The sequence below is a fragment of the Microtetraspora malaysiensis genome, from assembly GCF_050947145.1.
Classification (GTDB): Bacteria; Actinomycetota; Actinomycetes; order Streptosporangiales; family Streptosporangiaceae; genus Microtetraspora_A; species Microtetraspora_A malaysiensis.
Genome location: NZ_CP191998.1, coordinates 4,178,928 through 4,195,708, shown reverse-complemented (window position 1 = coordinate 4,195,708; position 16,781 = coordinate 4,178,928). Strand labels below are relative to the sequence as shown.

General features: G+C 75.5%; 12 protein-coding genes and 1 riboswitch. Of the genes, 7 read left to right on the top strand and 5 right to left on the bottom strand.

Features of this window, described 5'->3' with window-relative positions:
* The first annotated feature begins 28 nt into the window (after positions 1 to 28).
* Both cobN and ACQP1V_RS19670 read left to right on the top strand, forming a co-directional pair.
* The gene (gene cobN / locus ACQP1V_RS19675; RefSeq protein WP_433425890.1) at positions 29 to 3,640 is read left to right on the top strand and encodes a cobaltochelatase subunit CobN; all 3,612 of its coding nucleotides are present in this window, start codon (positions 29 to 31) and stop codon (positions 3,638 to 3,640) included.
* Between the two features lie 67 nt (positions 3,641 to 3,707).
* The gene (locus ACQP1V_RS19670) at positions 3,708 to 4,934 is read left to right on the top strand and encodes an alpha/beta hydrolase fold domain-containing protein (protein ID WP_433425101.1); all 1,227 of its coding nucleotides are present in this window, start codon (positions 3,708 to 3,710) and stop codon (positions 4,932 to 4,934) included.
* 1 nt (position 4,935) lies between these two features.
* Here the strand turns inward: ACQP1V_RS19670 and ACQP1V_RS19665 are convergent, their stop codons facing one another.
* From ACQP1V_RS19665 to ACQP1V_RS19655, 3 genes are read right to left on the bottom strand one after another with little or no spacing between them, the layout of a single operon-like run.
* A complete protein-coding gene (locus tag ACQP1V_RS19665) occupies positions 4,936 to 6,276 on the bottom strand; it encodes a cobyrinate a,c-diamide synthase (RefSeq protein WP_433425099.1) in 1,341 nt (446 codons plus the stop codon).
* Complete coding sequence (gene cobO / locus ACQP1V_RS19660) at positions 6,270 to 6,872, bottom strand: cob(I)yrinic acid a,c-diamide adenosyltransferase (RefSeq protein WP_433425097.1); 603 nt, start codon at positions 6,870 to 6,872, stop codon at positions 6,270 to 6,272. Before cobO ends, ACQP1V_RS19665 begins: the two co-directional genes overlap by 7 nt.
* A gap of 1 nt (position 6,873) precedes the next feature.
* Positions 6,874 to 9,018 (bottom strand): putative cobaltochelatase, encoded by a 2,145-nt coding sequence (locus ACQP1V_RS19655; protein ID WP_433425095.1) that lies wholly within the window; start codon positions 9,016 to 9,018, stop codon positions 6,874 to 6,876.
* 490 nt (positions 9,019 to 9,508) lie between these two features.
* Positions 9,509 to 9,711, top strand: a riboswitch (cobalamin riboswitch).
* Between the two features lie 34 nt (positions 9,712 to 9,745).
* On the opposite strand from ACQP1V_RS19655, the gene ACQP1V_RS19650 reads away from it, so the two are divergent.
* From ACQP1V_RS19650 to ACQP1V_RS19635, 4 genes are read left to right on the top strand one after another with little or no spacing between them, the layout of a single operon-like run.
* Positions 9,746 to 10,423, top strand: coding sequence for an energy-coupling factor ABC transporter permease (locus ACQP1V_RS19650; RefSeq protein WP_433425093.1), 678 nt, complete (start codon positions 9,746 to 9,748; stop codon positions 10,421 to 10,423).
* Positions 10,420 to 10,782: an energy-coupling factor ABC transporter substrate-binding protein gene (locus tag ACQP1V_RS19645; RefSeq protein ID WP_433425091.1), complete on the top strand. Its 363-nt coding sequence runs from the start codon at positions 10,420 to 10,422 to the stop codon at positions 10,780 to 10,782. Before ACQP1V_RS19650 ends, ACQP1V_RS19645 begins: the two co-directional genes overlap by 4 nt.
* Positions 10,783 to 10,791: 9 nt before the next feature.
* Complete coding sequence (cbiQ, locus tag ACQP1V_RS19640; protein WP_433425089.1) at positions 10,792 to 11,541, top strand: cobalt ECF transporter T component CbiQ; 750 nt, start codon at positions 10,792 to 10,794, stop codon at positions 11,539 to 11,541.
* A 37-nt stretch (positions 11,542 to 11,578) separates the two neighbouring features.
* A complete protein-coding gene (locus ACQP1V_RS19635; RefSeq protein ID WP_433425087.1) occupies positions 11,579 to 12,415 on the top strand; it encodes an energy-coupling factor ABC transporter ATP-binding protein in 837 nt (278 codons plus the stop codon).
* A gap of 42 nt (positions 12,416 to 12,457) precedes the next feature.
* Here the strand turns inward: ACQP1V_RS19635 and ACQP1V_RS19630 are convergent, their stop codons facing one another.
* Together ACQP1V_RS19630 and ACQP1V_RS19625 are read right to left on the bottom strand one after the other, a co-directional pair.
* Positions 12,458 to 13,099, bottom strand: coding sequence for a copper resistance CopC family protein (locus ACQP1V_RS19630; RefSeq protein ID WP_433425086.1), 642 nt, complete (start codon positions 13,097 to 13,099; stop codon positions 12,458 to 12,460).
* Between the two features lie 163 nt (positions 13,100 to 13,262).
* Entirely contained in the window at positions 13,263 to 13,934 is a 672-nt protein-coding gene (locus tag ACQP1V_RS19625) for a hypothetical protein (protein ID WP_433425084.1), read from the bottom strand.
* Positions 13,935 to 14,104: 170 nt separating this feature from the next.
* On the opposite strand from ACQP1V_RS19625, the gene ACQP1V_RS19620 reads away from it, so the two are divergent.
* The gene (locus ACQP1V_RS19620; RefSeq protein WP_433425082.1) at positions 14,105 to 16,774 is read left to right on the top strand and encodes a GNAT family N-acetyltransferase; all 2,670 of its coding nucleotides are present in this window, start codon (positions 14,105 to 14,107) and stop codon (positions 16,772 to 16,774) included.
* Positions 16,775 to 16,781: the final 7 nt, after the last annotated feature.

Below are 16,781 nucleotides of genomic sequence, written 5' to 3'. Positions count from 1 at the left end.
CCCCAAGGGAGGATTTCGCGTGCGCTTCGTGCCGTCCACCGGGCAGGCCGACGTCCTGCTGTTGTCGACCTCCGACACCGACCTGCTCAGCGCCCGGGCCTGCGGCGCGGGCTACCGGCTGGGCAATCCCGCCCGGATCGACGTGGCCGACCTCCCCGCGCTGGTGGAGGGCGTCCGGCTCGTCGTCGTACGACTCCTCGGCGGGCGACGCGCCTGGGAGGACGGGCTGGACGCCCTGCTCGCCGGCCCCCGCCCGGTCGTGGTGCTCGGCGGCGAGCAGGCGCCCGACGCCGAGCTGATGGAGCTGTCCACGGTGCCGGGCGGCGTCTGCGCCGAGGCGCACGCCTATCTCGCGCACGGCGGCCCGGCCAACCTGGCCCAGCTCCACGCGTTCCTCTCCGACACGGTGCTGCTGACCGGGCACGGGTTCGCCCCGCCGGAGCCGCTGCCGAGCTGGGGACCGCTGGAGCGGACGGCACGGCGCTCGGACGGGCCGACGATCGGCGTGCTCTACTACCGCGCCCACCACGTGGCGGGGAACACGGCGTTCGTCGAGACGCTGTGCCGGGCGGTCGAGGACGCGGGCGGGCAGGCGCTGCCCCTCTACTGCGGCTCGCTGCGGACCGCCGAGCCCGAGCTGCTCGACGCCCTGCGCCGGGTCGACGCCCTCGTCGTCACCGTGCTCGCGGCGGGCGGCACCCGCCCGGCGACCGCGTCGGCCGGGGGCGACGACGCCGCGTGGGACGTCGGCGCGCTCGCCGAGCTGGACGTGCCGATCCTGCAGGGGCTGTGCCTGACCACCGGGCGGGACGCGTGGCGGGAGGACGACGACGGGCTGTCCCCGCTGGACGCCGCGTCCCAGGTGGCGATCCCCGAGTTCGACGGCCGGATCATCACGGTGCCGTTCTCGTTCAAGGAGATCGACGCCGACGGCCTGACCGTGTACGCCGCCGACCCCGAGCGGGCGGGCCGCGTCGCCGGCATCGCCGTACGGCACGGCCTGCTGCGGCACGTCCCGGCGGCGGAGCGGCGGATCGCGGTCATGCTCTCCGCCTATCCGACGAAGCACTCCCGGATCGGCAACGCGGTCGGCCTGGACACCCCCGCGAGCGTGGTCCGGCTGCTGGCCGCGATGCGCGAGGCCGGCTACGACCTCGGGGAGGGCTTCCCCGGGGTGGACGGGCAGGACGGCGACGCGCTGATCCACGCGCTCATCGCGGCGGGCGGCCAGGACCAGGAGTGGCTCACCGAGGAGCAGCTCACGGCGAACCCGGTGCGGATCCGGGCCGACCGGTACCGCGCCTGGTTCGAGACGCTGCCCGAAGACCTGCGCGGCGACGTGGAGAGTCACTGGGGGCCGCCGCCCGGGGAGCTCTTCGTGGACCGGTCGCGTGACCCCGGCGGCGAGATCGTGCTGGCCGCCCTGCGGGCGGGGAACCTCGTGGTGCTGGTGCAGCCCCCGCGCGGCTTCGGGGAGAACCCGATCGCGATCTACCACGATCCGGACATGCCGCCGAGCCACCACTACCTGGCCGCCTACCGCTGGCTGGCGGACGAGTTCGGCGCGCACGCGATCGTCCACGTCGGCAAGCACGGCAACCTGGAGTGGCTGCCCGGCAAGTCGGCGGGCATGTCCGCCTCCTGCGGGCCCGACGCCGCCCTCGGCGATCTCCCGCTGATCTATCCGTTCCTGGTGAACGACCCGGGCGAGGGCACCCAGGCCAAGCGGCGGGCGCACGCCGTGCTGGTCGACCACCTGGTGCCGCCGATGGCACGGGCCGAGACGTACGGCGACATCGCCCGGCTGGAGCAGCTGCTGGACGAGCACGCCTCGATCGCGGCCATGGACCCGGCGAAGCTGCCCGCGATCCGCGCGCAGATCTGGACGCTGATCCAGGCCGCCCGGCTCGATCACGACCTGGGCATCGCCGGCCGCCCGCACGACACCGAGTTCGACGACTTCCTGCTGCACGTGGACGGCTGGCTGTGCGAGGTCAAGGACGCCCAGATCCGCGACGGTCTGCACATCCTCGGCGTCGCCCCCGAGGGCAAGGCGCGGGTGGACCTCGTGCTGGCCATGCTCCGCGCCCGCCAGATCTGGGCCGGCCGGGAGGCGCTGCCGGGCCTGCGCGAGGCGCTCGGCCTGGCCGAGGACGGCGCCGCCGCCCGGGTCAGCGTGGATGAGGCCGAAACGCTCGCCCGCGCGCTCGTCGAGGGCATGGAGGCGGGCGGCTGGGACCCGGCCGCCGTTCCCGGCGTGACCGCGTCCGTGCTCGGCGCGGCCGAGCGGGCCGCCGCCGTACGCGAGGTGCTGCGGTTCGCGGCCGAGGAGATCGTGCCCCGGCTGGCCCGGACCCCCGACGAGATCGGCGCGTTGCTGCACGCCCTCGACGGCGGGTACGTCCCGGCCGGGCCGAGCGGCTCGCCGCTGCGCGGGCTGGTCAACGTGCTGCCCACCGGGCGGAACTTCTACTCGGTCGATCCGCGCGCGGTGCCGAGCAGGCTGGCCTGGGAGACAGGCCAGGCGATGGCCGACTCGCTGCTCGACCGCTACCGCGAGGAGACCGGCGAGTGGCCGCGCTCGGTCGGCCTGTCCGTCTGGGGCACCAGCGCGATGCGCACGGCGGGCGACGACGTGGCCGAGGTGCTCGCGCTGCTCGGCGTGCGGCCGGTCTGGGACGAGGCGTCGCGTCGGGTCAGCGGTCTCGAACCGATCCCTGCGACGGAGCTGGGCCGTCCCCGCGTCGACGTGACCGTGCGCGTCAGCGGGTTCTTCCGGGACGCCTTCCCGCACGTCGTCGCGATGCTGGACGACGCCGTACGGCTGGTGGCGGGCCTGGACGAGCCCGCCGAGGTCAACTACGTGCGGGCGCACGCGGAGGCCGACCGGACGGTCCACGGCGACGACCGGCGGGCCACGCTGCGGATCTTCGGCTCCCGGCCCGGCGCGTACGGCGCGGGCATCCTCCCGCTCATCGACAGCCGCAACTGGCGCGACGACGCCGACCTGGCCGAGGTGTACGCGGTGTGGGGCGGCTACGCCTACGGCCGCGACCTGGACGGCGTGCCCGCCCGCGAGGACATGGAGAACGCGTACCGGCGGATCGCGGTCGCGGCCAAGAACATCGACACCCGCGAGCACGACATCGCCGACTCCGACGACTACTTCCAGTACCACGGCGGGATGATCGCCACCGTGCGCGCGCTGACCGGCCGCGCCCCGGCGGCGTACGTGGGCGACAGCACCCGGCCGGACGCGGTGCGCACCCGGACCCTGCACGAGGAGACCGCGCGGATCTTCCGCGCCCGGGTGGTCAACCCCAACTGGCTGGCGGCGATGCGCCGGCACGGTTACAAGGGCGCGTTCGAGCTGGCGGCCACCGTGGACTACCTGTTCGGGTACGACGCCACGACCGGCGTGGTCGCCGACTGGATGTACGACCGGCTGGCCGAGACGTACGTCCTGGATCCGGAGAACCGGGCGTTCATGTCCGAGTCGAACCCGTGGGCGTTGCACGGCATCGCCGAGCGTCTGCTGGAGGCAGCCGACCGCCGGATGTGGGAGCACCCGGACCCGGAGGTCCTGAAGGCGTTGCGCGCGGCTTACCTGGCGGTCGAGGGCGACCTCGAGGACCGCTGAGGCTCCCGCCCGCCGTCGTTCGGAAATGGGTCTCCCGCCCGGGAAACAGCGGGGTTAGGGTCGGCAGATGCCCGCGAAAACGCGGTTGCCCAAACGGCTGGCGCGACGCCTCGCGCTGGGCGTGGCGATCGCGGCGGCGGTCCCGGCCGTACCGGTGGCGGCGCTGATCGTCCTGCCCTTCCCCACCCGGACCTTCTGGATCCTGACGGTGTTCGCCCGCGAGTACAGCCTGCTCGGCGCGCTGGCCGCCCTGGCGGCGACGGCGGCGGCCGTCGCCGCGCTGTGGCTCGGCGCGCGGCGGGCGGGCGTGGTGACCGCCGTTGTAGCGGCGCTGTGCCTGGTGGCCACGCTCGTCCCCGTGGTGACCGCCCATCGCGACGCCCGCCGGCTCGGCGTGCCCCTGTCCTACGCCGACTACTTCCAGCGCCCCGCCACCGCGGCGGACCGCGGGCCGGACGCCACCGTGGCCTACGCCCGCCCCGGCGGCGCCGAGCTGCGGCTGGACGTGTGGCGACCCCGCTCCCCGGCGGAGAAGCCCGGCCCGGCGGTGGTGCTCGTCCACGGCGGAAGCTGGACCAAGGGGCGGCGCGGCATGACGCCCCGCTGGAACGAGTGGCTCACCGAACGCGGCGCCACGGTCTTCGACATCGACTACCGGCTCGCGCCGCCCGCCACCTGGAACCAGGCCCCGGGCGACGTGCGGTGCGCCGTCGGCTGGGTGCGGCGCAACGCCGCGCGCTACGGCGTCGATCCCGGCCGCGTCGCGTTGATGGGCATGTCGGCCGGCGGCCACCTGGCGCTGCTGGCCGCCTACACCTCCGGCCACGCGGAGGGGGAGAAGGCGTTCCCGCCGAGCTGCGAGACCGGCGACACCTCGGTCAGCGCCGTCGTCTCGCTGTACGGCCCCTACGACCTGGCCTACTCGTACGACCTGGCCGTCCCCTGGTGGGCCGCGAAGTGGCTCTCGGACGGCGAGGGGCGGGTGATGACGCACGACTTCATCGGCGGGCCGCCGGAGAAGGAGCCCGCGGCCTACCGGGCCGCGTCGCCCATCACCTACCTGCGGGCGGACGTGCCGCCGACCCTGTCCGTGCAGGGCGGGCACGACCAGATCGTGTACCCCGACGACGGCCGCCGCGCGGCACGCCTGGCCCACGCGGCGGGCGCGTCCCACCGGTACGTCGAGATCGGGTACGCCGGCCACGCCTTCGACCTCGCCTGGGGCGGGTTCGGCGCGCAGATGGCCAGAGCCGAGATCGGCGACTTCCTCCGGCGCACCATCCGGACGGGGTGAGTCAGCCGCCCGCGGGGGCACAGGCGGCGACGAGGCGCGCGGCGAGCTCGGGGCTGCCCGCCCAGTGCAGGTGGAGGTACGACGCGGCCAGCAGCGGTTCGCCGAAGCCGTCGGCCCCGCCGCGCCAGCGGAACAGCGGCGGCTCCGCGTGCCCGGGCTCGGTGGCGGTGCGGTGGAACTCGTGGCCGCGATAGCGCTCGCCCTCCCGGGTGAGCACCGAGTGCGCGGTCGCCACGGCGTCACGGTAGCCGAGCGTCAGCCTGCCGGTCATCGTCGCGGTGATGGGGAGCCGGCCGCACATGGGGTGTCCGTCCAGCTCGCGGGCGAGGTAGAGCAGCCCGGCGCACTCGGCCGCGATCGGCCCGGCGAAGGCCGCCACCCGCCGCCGCAGCGGCTCGTTGGCCGACAGGTCGGCGGCGTACACCTCGGGGAAGCCGCCGCCGACGACGATCGCGCCCGTGCCCTGCGGGAGGCGCTCGTCGCGGAGCGGGTCGAACGTCACCACCTCGGCTCCGGCGGCGGCCAGCAGCTCGGCCTGCTCGGCGTACCCGAAGGTGAAGGCCGGGCCACCCGCCACGGCCACGACCGGCCGCGCGCCGGACGGGGGCCGTTCCAGGGAGGAACCGGCGCTCCAGGGGCGCGCGGCGAGGGGCGGCGCGGAGCGGGCCAGCGCGACCAGCGCCTCCAGGTCGCAGGACGCGGCGACCAGCTCGCCCATGCGCTCCACGGCGGACACCGCCTCGGTGCGGCGCTCGGCGGCGGGGACGAGCCCGAGGTGGCGGGACGGGGTGGCCACCCCGTCCGCGCGCGGGATCACGCCGAGCACCGGCACGCCGCTCTCCGTCAGCGCGGAGCGGCAGATCTCCTCGTGCCGCGGCGAGCCGACCCGGTTGAGGATCACCCCGCCCAGCCGTACCCGGGTGTCGAACGCGGCGAACCCCTGCACCAGCGCGGCGACGGAACGGCCCTGCCCGGCGGCGTCCACGACCAGGACCACGGGGGCGCCGAGCAGCCGCGCGACGTGCGCGGTGGAGGCGAACTCCTCCAGCCCGGCGCCGTCGTACAGGCCCATGACGCCCTCGACCACGGCGACGTCGGCGTCGCGCGCCCCGTGCAGGAACAGCGGCTCGACCAGGTCGGCACCGGTCAGCCACGGGTCGAGGTTGCGACCCGGCCGGCCGGTGGCCAGCGCGTGGTAGCCGGGGTCGATGTAGTCGGGGCCCACCTTGTGCGGCGAGACCCGCAGCCCCCTCGCGCGCAGCGCCGCCATCAGGCCGGTCGCGACCGTGGTCTTCCCGCTGCCCGACGACGGCGCCGCGATCACCAGACGCGGGATCACCATTCGATGCCCTTCTGGCCCTTCTGCCCGGCGTCCATCGGGTGCTTGACCTTGCCCATCTCGGTCACCAGGTCGGCGGCCTCGATCAGCCGCGGATCGGCGTCCCGTCCCGTGATCACGATGTGCTGGGCGCCGGGCCGCGCCGCCAGCGTCTCGACCACCTCGGCGACGTCCAGCCAGCCCCACTTCAACGGGTACGTGAACTCGTCCAGCACGTAGAAGCGGTAGGTCTCCGCGGCCAGGTCGCGCTTGATCTGCTCCCAGCCCTCGCGGGCGGCGGCGGCGTGGTCCTCGTCGGTGCCCGGCCGCTGGATCCACGACCAGCCCTCGCCCATCTTGTGCCAGGTCACCGGGCCGCCCTCGCCGGAAGCGCCGAGCACCTGCAGGGCGCGCTCCTCTCCAATGCGCCACTTGGCCGACTTGACGAACTGGAACACCCCGATCGGCCACCCCTGGTTCCAGGCCCGCAGCGCCATCCCGAAGGCGGCGGTCGACTTCCCCTTGCCGGGGCCGGTGTGCACGATCAGCAGCGGCCGGGTGCGGCGCTGCCGCGTGGTCAGGCCGTCGTCGGGCACGACGGCTGGCTTGCCCTGCGGCATCTCAGACCGCCTTCCTGTAGTCGTTCCGGTGTCCGCCCGCCGGTCCCGCGCCGCGCCTGTGCTCGTGTCTGTGCTCGCGGACGAGGTCGCGCAGACCGCCCTCCGCGAGCGCGTCGAGCCGTACGGCGGGCACGCCCAGCCGCTCCGCGAGGTCGAGCGCCAGGCCCAGCCGCACCGGGCCGCTCTCGCAGTCCACGACGACGCCGGGCGTGCCGGCGAGCCGGGCAGCCGGGCCGGCCACGTCGCTCCCCGCCGTGGCCCGGCCGTCGGTGACCACGACCAGCAGCGGCCGCCTGGAGGGATCGCGCATCCGCTCAACGCGGAGCACCTCGGCCGCGCGGCGCAGCCCCGCGGCCAGCGGGGTCCGGCCACCGGTCGGCAGCTCGCGCAGCCGCGCCGCCCCGGCCTCCACCGAGGAGGTCGGCGGCAGCGCCAGCTCGGCGTCCGCCCCTCTGAACGTGATCAGCCCGACCTTGTCCCGCCGCTGGTAGGCGTCCAGGAGCAGGCTCAGCACGGCCGCCTTGACCTCCCTCATCCGCCGGCGCGCCGCCATCGAACCGCTCGCGTCCACGACGAACAGGACGAGGTTGCCCTCCCTGCCCTCCCGGACCGACTCACGCAGGTCGGTGTCGCGGATCAGCAGGCCCGGCCCGGTGCGGCCGCGCTCGCGCTGGTGCGGCGCGGCGGCGCGCAGGGTCGCGGGCAGGTGCGGCCGCTGGAGGCGCCCGGAGGGCAGCCGCGCGCCGACGGTGCGGCCGTTCGGGGTGCGCGCCCGCGAGCGCCGCCCCGCGGCGCCCTCACCCAGCCCCGGCACGCGGAAGGGCCGCACCCGGTACGGCTCGCCGGCGGCGATCACCCGCTCGCCGGGCGTGGCGCCGTCAGGGGCGGCGCCGTCAGGGGCGGGGCCGTCGCCCTCGGGGGCACTCCGGTCCGCGCCGCGAGGGTCGCCGGGATCGGCCGAGTGGTCCGCGCCGTCCGGGGTGGGTCCATCAGCGCCGTCCGGGCCGTCCGCGCTGTTCGGGTTCGGGCTGTCCGGGCTGTCCGCGCCGTCCGGGCCCTCGGGTCCCGGGTCGTGCGGGCCCTCGGGGCCGGGGCCGGACGGACCGGGGTCCGGGTCGTCGTCCGGGTCCGGGGTGTCGTGCCGGGACAACAGGTCGTCGAGCTGGTCCTCGTCGAGGCCGGGCGCGTCGAACGGGTCGCGCCTGCGGCGGTGCGGCAGGGAGAGCCGGGCCGCCTCGCGCACGTCCTCGCTCGTCACCGTGGCACGGCCCCGCCACGCCGCGTGGGCGATGGCGGCGTTGGCGGTCACCAGGTCGGCGCGGAGCCCGTCGACCTCGAAGCCGGCGCACACGGCCGCGATCTGGCGCAGCCGAACGTCCGGCAGGACGACGTCCGCGACCCGCTCCCTCGCCCGCAGGATGCGCTCGGCCAGCGCCGCCTCCTCCTCCCGCCACCGCGCGGCGAACCCCGCCGGGTCGGCGTCGAAGGCCAGCCGCCGCCGTACGACCTCGGCCCGCTCGTCCGGGTCGCGGGACGCCCGCACCTCGACGGTCAGCCCGAAGCGGTCCAGGAGCTGCGGCCGCAGCTCGCCCTCCTCCGGGTTCATGGTGCCGACGAGCAGGAAGCGCGCCGCGTGCCGTACGGAGACCGACTCGCGCTCGACGAAGCAGGTCCCGAGCGCGGCGGCGTCGAGCAGCAGGTCCACGAGGTGGTCGTGCAGCAGGTTGACCTCGTCCACGTAGAGCACGCCTCGGTGGGCGGCGGCGAGCAGGCCCGGCTCGAACGCCTTGACGCCCTCGGTGAGTGCCCGCTCGATGTCCAGCGCCCCCACCAGCCGGTCCTCCGACGCGCCCACGGGCAGTTCCACGAGCGCGGCCGGGCGCGACCGGCCCTGCTCGCCCTCGGCGTGGGGGCCGTCCGGGCAGGAGGGATCGGGAGCCGCGGGATCGCACGCGAAGCGGCATCCGGCGACCACGTCGACCGGGGGGAGCTGCGCGGCCAGGGCGCGGACGATCGTCGACTTGGCGGTGCCCTTCTCGCCGCGCACCAGCACGCCGCCCACCCGGGGCGAGACCGCGTTGAGGATCAGCGCCAGTTTGAGGTCGTCGAGCCCCACGACGGCGCTGAATGGATAGGCGGTGATCACATCGGTCCCTTCTCGATGGTCCGGCCGGGCGCGGTCGGCCGCCGCACGGCACGGCGGCGTCGCGGAAGAGCGCGGGATCCGGGACCCCGCGCGGAGGCGCGGGTCAGGAGGCGGTGGCGGTAGGAGGGACGCCGGGCGCGGCGGAGCCGCAGCCGTGATCGTGGTCGTGGGGGCGTGCGATCGCCGACCCGCTCATCGATGCCTCCTTGGGATGACGCGTCCCGCCAGACGAGGACGCGGCGGCCAAGTGACCTGGCTCCCGGAACTCTCGTTCCGGATACAGTGGCGCGACCGCACCGGCATCTCACCGGACTTCCCTCGGACCACCGCGAATCCTCGGGAACGTATCCCGCGCCCATCGCGAGCGTCAACTTCGTCCGTTCTCCGCCCGGCCGGGGGCGTCCGTCCCGGCGCACCCGGCACCGCTGTCGCGGCCACTGTTGCCACCACTGTGCAGTTACCCCGTCTTGTCGATATCGAGAGACCAGGCTTACGCTGAACGCGCCTCGGCAAACGGGAAGTCCGGTGCGCGCCCCATCCGGGACGCAATTCCGGCGCGGCCCTCGCCACTGTGATCGGGAATGCTCTCGCTCATCCGCGTACGCGGAAGCCACTGGGTGCCAGCCACCTGGGAAGGCGAGCGAGATGTGCCAACCCGTCAGCCAGGAGACCGGCCAAGGCGCGGAAACACCATCCACGAGGTGCTGGAAAGGTCGGCGTTTCAATCATGCACATTGCCGAGGGATTCCTCCCTCCGCTCCACGCGGCGGCCTGGACCGTCGCGGCCGCCCCCTTCGTCGTCCACGGTGTCGTACGACTCAATCGGCAGTTGAGGGAGAACCCCGAGGCGAAGCTGCTCCTCGGAGCGTCCGGGGCCTTCTGCTTCGTCCTGTCCGCCCTGAAGATCCCCTCAGTCACCGGGAGCTGCTCCCACCCCACCGGCACCGGCCTCGGAGCCATCCTGTTCCGGCCGCCCGTGATGACCGTGCTCGGCACGATCACGCTGCTCTTCCAGGCCCTGCTGCTCGCCCACGGCGGGCTGACCACGCTCGGGGCCAACGCCTTCTCCATGGCCGTCGTCGGCCCCTGGGCCGGATACGGCGCGTACGCGCTGACCCGGCGGCTCGGCGGCGGGCTGCTCGTCGCGGTCTTCGCCGGCGCCTTCACCGCCGACCTGGTGACGTACTGCGTGACGTCGGCGCAGCTCGCGCTCGCCTTCCCCGACCCGGCCGGCGGCTTCGCCGGGGCGCTGACCAAGTTCGGCGCGATCTTCGCGGTGACCCAGATCCCGCTCGCCGTCAGCGAGGGCCTGCTCACAGTGCTCGTCGTCCGCCTGCTCCGCTCCACCAGCGCGGCCGAGCTGATCCGGCTGCGCGTCCTCAAGGAAGGCCGGGTGGCCTCGTGAAGCGCAACGTCGTCGTCAACCTGCTCCTGCTGGCCGCCGTCGCCGCGCTCGCCGTGCTGCCCCTGGTGATCGGCGCGGGCGACGGGCACGAGGAGCCGTTCGCGGGCGCGGACGCGCAGGCGGAGACCGCGATCGCCGAGCTCGCTCCCGACTACAAGCCCTGGTTCGCCTCGCTGTACGAGCCGCCGTCCGGGGAGATCGAGTCGGCGCTGTTCGCCCTGCAGGCCGCGATCGGCGCCGGGTTCCTCGGCTACTACTTCGGTGTGGCGCGCACCCGGAACCGGTTGCGGCCCGTGTCCGCGGCGGACCTGGCGCCGGGAGCGGACCGCGGCGGGGCGGCCGAGCCCGGCGGCGGGTGAGCTCGCCACGTGCTCGCGATCGACGCCGCCGCCTACCGCAGCCCGTGGCGGCGGCGCCACCCCGCGGCGAAGGCGGTCCTGGCGGGGACGCTGCTCCTGTGCGCCCTGGTGCTGCCGCCCTGGCCGGGCGCCCCGATCACGGCCGCGATCGCCCTCGCCATCGCGCTCGGCTGGGCCCGGGTGCCGCCGCGCGCGTTCCTGCGCTCGGCCCGCGCCCCGCTCGCGTTCATCGTCACCGGCTCGCTGACCTTCCTCGTCAGCGTGGACACGTCCGGGCTCACCTGGGCGCCCGGCGGGGCGGCGCGGGCGGCTGAGGTGATCGGCCGCTGCGTGGCCGCCGTACTCGCCCAGCTCCTGTTCGCCATGACGACGCCGCTCGCCGACGTGCTGCCCCGTCTGGCCCGCCGGCGCGGCCTGGCCGGCCTCGCCGAGGTGGCCGGGCTCGTCTACCGGATGCTGTCCGTCGTGCTGGAGACGGTCGACGCCGTACGGCGGGCCCAGGCGGACCGGCTCGGGGCTCTGTCGTGGCGGGCCAGGTGGAGATCGGTCACGGGGCTGGCCGCCCAGGTCTTCGTCCTGTCCTTCGAGCGGGCGCGGCGCCTGGAGGACGGCCTGCGCGACCGCGGCTACACGGGCGAGCTCGCGGTCAGCGTCGGGCCCCTCCCCCTGCGCGGCCGTTTCCTCGCGCTGGCCCCGCTCCCCGGGGTGGCGGCGGCCGTGCTGACCGTCGCGCTGTCCCTCGTGCCGGGCCTCGGCTGAGGCCGGCCCGTCCCCTCCTCCGAAAGGGATGCCCGCCATGACCGCGGTGCTCGCCGCCGACCGGCTCTCGTACGCGTATCCGGGGTCCGCCCCGGTGTTCTCCGAACTCAGCCTGGAGGTGGCCCGGGGGACCTCCCTCGCCGTGCTCGGGCCCAACGGCGGCGGGAAGACCACGCTGCTGCGCCTCCTGTGCGGGGGGCTGCGCCCGGCCGCGGGCCGGATCCTGCTGGACGGCCGGCCCGTCGCCTACGGCCGCGCCGCGCTCGCCGAGTTCCGCACGCGGGTCCAGTTCGTGCACCAGGATCCGGACGACCAGCTCTTCGCCGCCACGGTCGGACAGGACGTCTCCTTCGGCCCGCTGAACCTCGGCCTGCCTCCGGAGGCCGTCGCGGCGCGCGTGACGTCGGCCCTGGAGGACATGGAGATCCCCTTCCTCGCCGACCGGCCCACCCACCTGCTGTCCTTCGGCCAGCGCAAGCGGGTCGCTATCGCGGGGGCGCTCGCGCTGCGCCCGGTGGTGCTCATCCTGGACGAGCCCACGGCCGGTCTCGACCCGGCGGGCACGGAGGCGCTCCTGGAGACGCTGCGGCGGCTGCAGGCGGACGGCACCACGATCATCGCGTCCACGCACGACGTGGACTTCGCCCACCGATGGGCTCGGGACGCCGCGATCATCGCGCGGGGAGAGCTGCGCGCCGGGCCGGCGGACGCGCTACTCACCGACGCCGCCCTGCTGCGCGCCGCCTCGCTCCGCCCGGCCTGGGGCCCGGCGGTGGGGCGGGCGCTGCGCGCCGTCGGCGGGCTGCCCGCGGACGCGCCCGACCCGCGCAGCCCGGAGGAGGTGCTCGGTCTCCGGCCGGAGCCCCGGCCCTGATCGGAGGCCGAAGCCCGGCCGCGGAGGCCGGGCCCCGCCGGCCTAACCCGCCTCCCCCTGGCCGGGGGACGCTCCCCTGCTGTTACGCAGCCAGATCACGACTCCGACCACGGCCAGGGCGAGGAGGCCGGCCCAGATCCACCCTCCGGCGCCGCGCCCGCCCGCCACGTCCCGGGCGGCCGACGCGGACGGCTGCGCGGCGGGCAGGGTGACCACGGACGGGGTGGTCCCGGGCGTCGGCTCGCTCGCGGCGGCGACGCTCGACGCCGAGATGGAGGCCACCGGTGTGGCCGCCCCGGCCGCGCCCGAGCCGGTCACCGTGAAGGGGATCTCCCCTTCGATGGGGTGGCCGTCCGAGGAGACGACCCGCCAGGCGATCACGTAGCCGCCGGGCGCCAGCGGCGTCGTGACGTCGGCGCGGACCTTGGCCCCTTCGACGATGTGCGGCGCGCCGATCGCGACCGGCTTCCCGGCGCCATCGCGCATCGCGACGACGGGGAAGCGGACCTGGGCGCTGTAGTCGAGCTCGATCGTCGTGAGCTCGGTGACCTCGGCGTTCTCGGCGGGGGTGCTGCTCTTCAGGCTGTCGTGGGCCTGGGCGGCGGTCGTCGCGGCGGTGAGGAAGATCCCGCAGCCGAACGCGGCTATGAGGCCGCCGCGGATGAATCGTGGCAGGAATGCCATCTCTGACTCCATACAAGATCCCGGACGTGGGCCGGAAAACCGGAAAGCGCTCTCGCCGTACGGCGGAGCGGGTGAGCGTCGGGAGCGCCCGGCGGCGGCGGTCCGGCGGAGGCGGCCACGTCGTCCGCACCGCGAAGCGGGGGTCGACGTACGGCCGCGCCGGTCAGCCCTGGGCCGGCGCGGGGCGAAGCGGCGGGCCGCGCCGGTGGATCGCCGCCTCGACCTCTCTGCCGACGTGCGGCCCGGGCTCGGACGGCGGAACGGGACGGGCCAGCGGCGCGAACACCCCGGCCGAGAGGGCGCGGATCCACCGGAGCACGCCCAGGGGGGCAGGGCTCCACAGCCGCAGCATCAGCCACACCGCACGCTCACCGCGATACAGCCACCAACCGGTGGTCACGGCGAGGGCCAGGTGCGCCAGCGACATCCCCTCGTCGAGCTGGCCGGCGGGTCCGGCCTCGGCGAGGGGCGCCGGCACCGGCGGCAGGCCGCCCACGGCCGGCCCGATCTCGGCGACCGGCACGGGCGGGAACGGCACGGGCGGGAACGGCACGGGCGGGAACGGCACCGCGGGCCCGGCCGGAGCGGATCGGGCGAACAGCTCGTGCAACAGGGCCTGGGCGCCGATCGTCGCCGCCAGCACCATCTGGGGGCCGCGCTCGCGGCCGTTCAGCGGGTACGCGACGGCCAGCGCGCCGACCGCGCCGAGCGCCATCACCCCGGGCGAGACCGTGCCGCCGCCGGCGAAGGCGTGCGCGACCGCGGAGACGACGACGCACACCGCCGCGAACACGACGGCTCGCGGCAGGCGCAGGGCCGGCTCCCCGGATGACATGCCAAGCATCCTCCCAGGAGGGGAGGTCGGTGAGAAGCTTGGCCCGCTCGGACGTGGGCCGGCCGCACGGGCGGAGCGGCGGCCTCCCATGGGCCGGAAGGACGAGAGCCCGTGCCGGGCGGGTACAAAGACCCTGTTTGCCATGATTCGTCCACTTAGAGGGTGGAAGCATGAAACGAGCGCCCTCCGGTGAATGCGACGTCCTCCTCCGCGACGGCGGGATCGCCCATCTGCGTCCGCTGCGCCCCGCGGACCGGCCCGCCCTGCACGACCTGGTCGAGCGGACCAGCGAACGCTCCGCGTACCTGCGGTTCTTCAGCGGGGGCCGGGCCTCTGCCCACGTCCACGCCGACCATCTGACCGATCCGGACTACGCCGGCCACGCCCTCGTCGCGCTGATGAACGGCCGGCTGGTGGCGGTCGCCGAGTACGTGACCGACGGCACCGGCGAGACGGCCGACCTCGGCATCCTCCTCGACGACGGCGTGCACGGCCTGGGGCTCGGCACGCTCCTGCTGGAGCACCTGGCCCTGGACGCGGCCGAGGGCGGCGTACGCGAGATGGTCGCCGACGTCCTGGCCGAGAACCGGCCCATGCTCGACGTCGTCCGGGACCTGGGCCTGGAGGTGGGGCGGCGGCACGAGGGCGAGCAGGTGGAGCTGCGGATCGTCCTGCGGCCCACCCGCCGTCTCCTGGCGAAGGTCGAGGAGCGCGCGCACGAGGCGGAGCGCGCGTCGCTGGCCGGGCTGTTCTCACCGGACTCGGTGGCCGTCGTCGGCGCGGGCCGCGACCCGTCGAGTGTGGGCCACCGGGTGCTGCGCAACCTGGTCGAGGGCGGCTTCCCCGGCCCGATCTACCCGATCAACCCACGCGCGGACCGGATCTGCGACCGCACCGCCTACCCGGACCTGGACAGCGTCCCCGGACCGGTCGGGCTGGCGGTCGTCGCCGTGCCCGCGTCGGCCGTGCTCGACGTGGCGCGCGACTGCGCCAAAGCGGGTGTGGGGGACCTGGTCGTGGTGAGCGCGGGCTTCGCCGAGACGGGCGACGCGAAACAGGAGGCGGAGCTGCTGGCGATCTGCCGCGGGGCGGGGATGCGCCTGGTCGGCCCCAACTGCCTGGGCGTCGTGGACACCGGGTCGCAGCTCAACGCCAGCTTCCTGCCCACGGCTCCCGCGCCCGGCCGGCTGGCCCTGATGTCGCAGTCGGGCGCCGTCGCGGTGGCGCTGATCGACCGCGCCGCCGAGGTCGGCCTCGGCCTGTCCGGCTTCGTCTCCGTCGGCAACAAGGCGGACGTGAGCGGCAACGACCTGCTGGAGTACTGGGAGGACGACGACCGGACCGGCGTGATCGGCCTCTACCTGGAGTCCTTCGGCAACCCGCGCCGCTTCGGCCGGATCGCCCGCCGCGTCGGCCGCGCCAAGCCGATCGTGGTGGTCAAGAGCGGCCGCAGCGCCTCCGGCGACCGGGCCGTGCGCTCGCACACGGCGGCCGCGGCGACCCCGGACACGGCGGTGGACGCGCTGCTGACCGGCGCCGGCGTGATCCGGGTGGACACCGTCCAGGACCTGCTCGACACGGCCCGGCTGCTGATCGGGCAGCCGCTGCCCGCCGGCGGCCGGGTGGCGATCGTCGGCAACTCCGGCGGCCCCGAGGCGATGACGGCCGACGCCTGCGAGCGGCTGGGCCTGGAGGTGCCCGAGCTGTCGGCCGAGACGAAGCGGCGGCTGCGCGAGCGGCTGCGGCCGGGCGCCGCCGTGGGCAACCCGGTCGACCTCACCGCCGACGGCGACGCGGACGAGCTGGGCTTCGCCGTCTCCGCCGTGCTGGACGACCCCGGCGTGGACGCCGTCGTCGTGGTCTACACGCCGCCCTTCGGCTCCGGCCGGGTCCGTACGGAGGCCGCCATCGAGGAGGCGACGCGTGACACGGGCAAGACCGTGCTCGCCTGCGTCGTGGGCCACGACGGGCTGATCGGCGGCCGGGTGCCGACGTACGCGTTCCCCGAGCAGGCGGTGCACGCGCTGGCCCGCGCGGTCTGCTACGCCCGCTGGCGGGCCCGTCCGGAGGAGCCGGAGACGGAGACGGACTCCGAGCGGGAGCGGCGCGCGGTCGCGACGGCGGAGGAGATCGTCTCCCAGGAGCTCGCCCGCGCGCCGGGCGGCGGCTGGCTCGACCACCGCACCGCGTCCCGGCTGCTCGGCTGCTACGGCGTTGAGGTGTGCGAGTCCATCGGCGTTGACGGGCCGGAGAGCGCGGCCGAGGCGGCGGCGCTGGCCGGGCTGCCCGCCGTCCTGAAGGCCACCGGGCCCGACCTGGTGCACAAGAGCGACGTCGGAGGGGTGCGGCTGGGGCTGCGCACGCCCGAGGAGGCGGCCGCGGCGTACCGGGAGATGGCCGAGCGGATCGGCCCGGCGATGACCGGCGCGATCGTGCAGCGGATGGTGACCGGCGGCGTGGAGATGATCGTGGGGGGCGTCCGGCACGCCGCGTTCGGCCCGCTGGTCATGGTCGGCATGGGCGGGGTGACCGCCGAGCTGCTGGCCGACCACGCGTTCCGGGTGCCGCCGCTGACCCACGCGGACGCGGCCGAGATGATCAGCGAGTTGCGCTGCGCGCCGCTGCTCTTCGGCTACCGAGGACGCCCGGAGGTGGACGTGAAGGCGCTCGAGGAGCGGATCGTCCGCATCGGGCGGCTGCTCGACGACCTGCCCGAGGTCGCCGAGCTCGACGTCAACCCGCTGCTCGTCACCCCGCGCGGGGTCGCGGCGGTGGATGTCAGGGTACGGCTCGCGCCGGCCGCTCCCCCGCCCTCGCCGTTCCGCCGCCGGCTGCGGTGAACGGCCG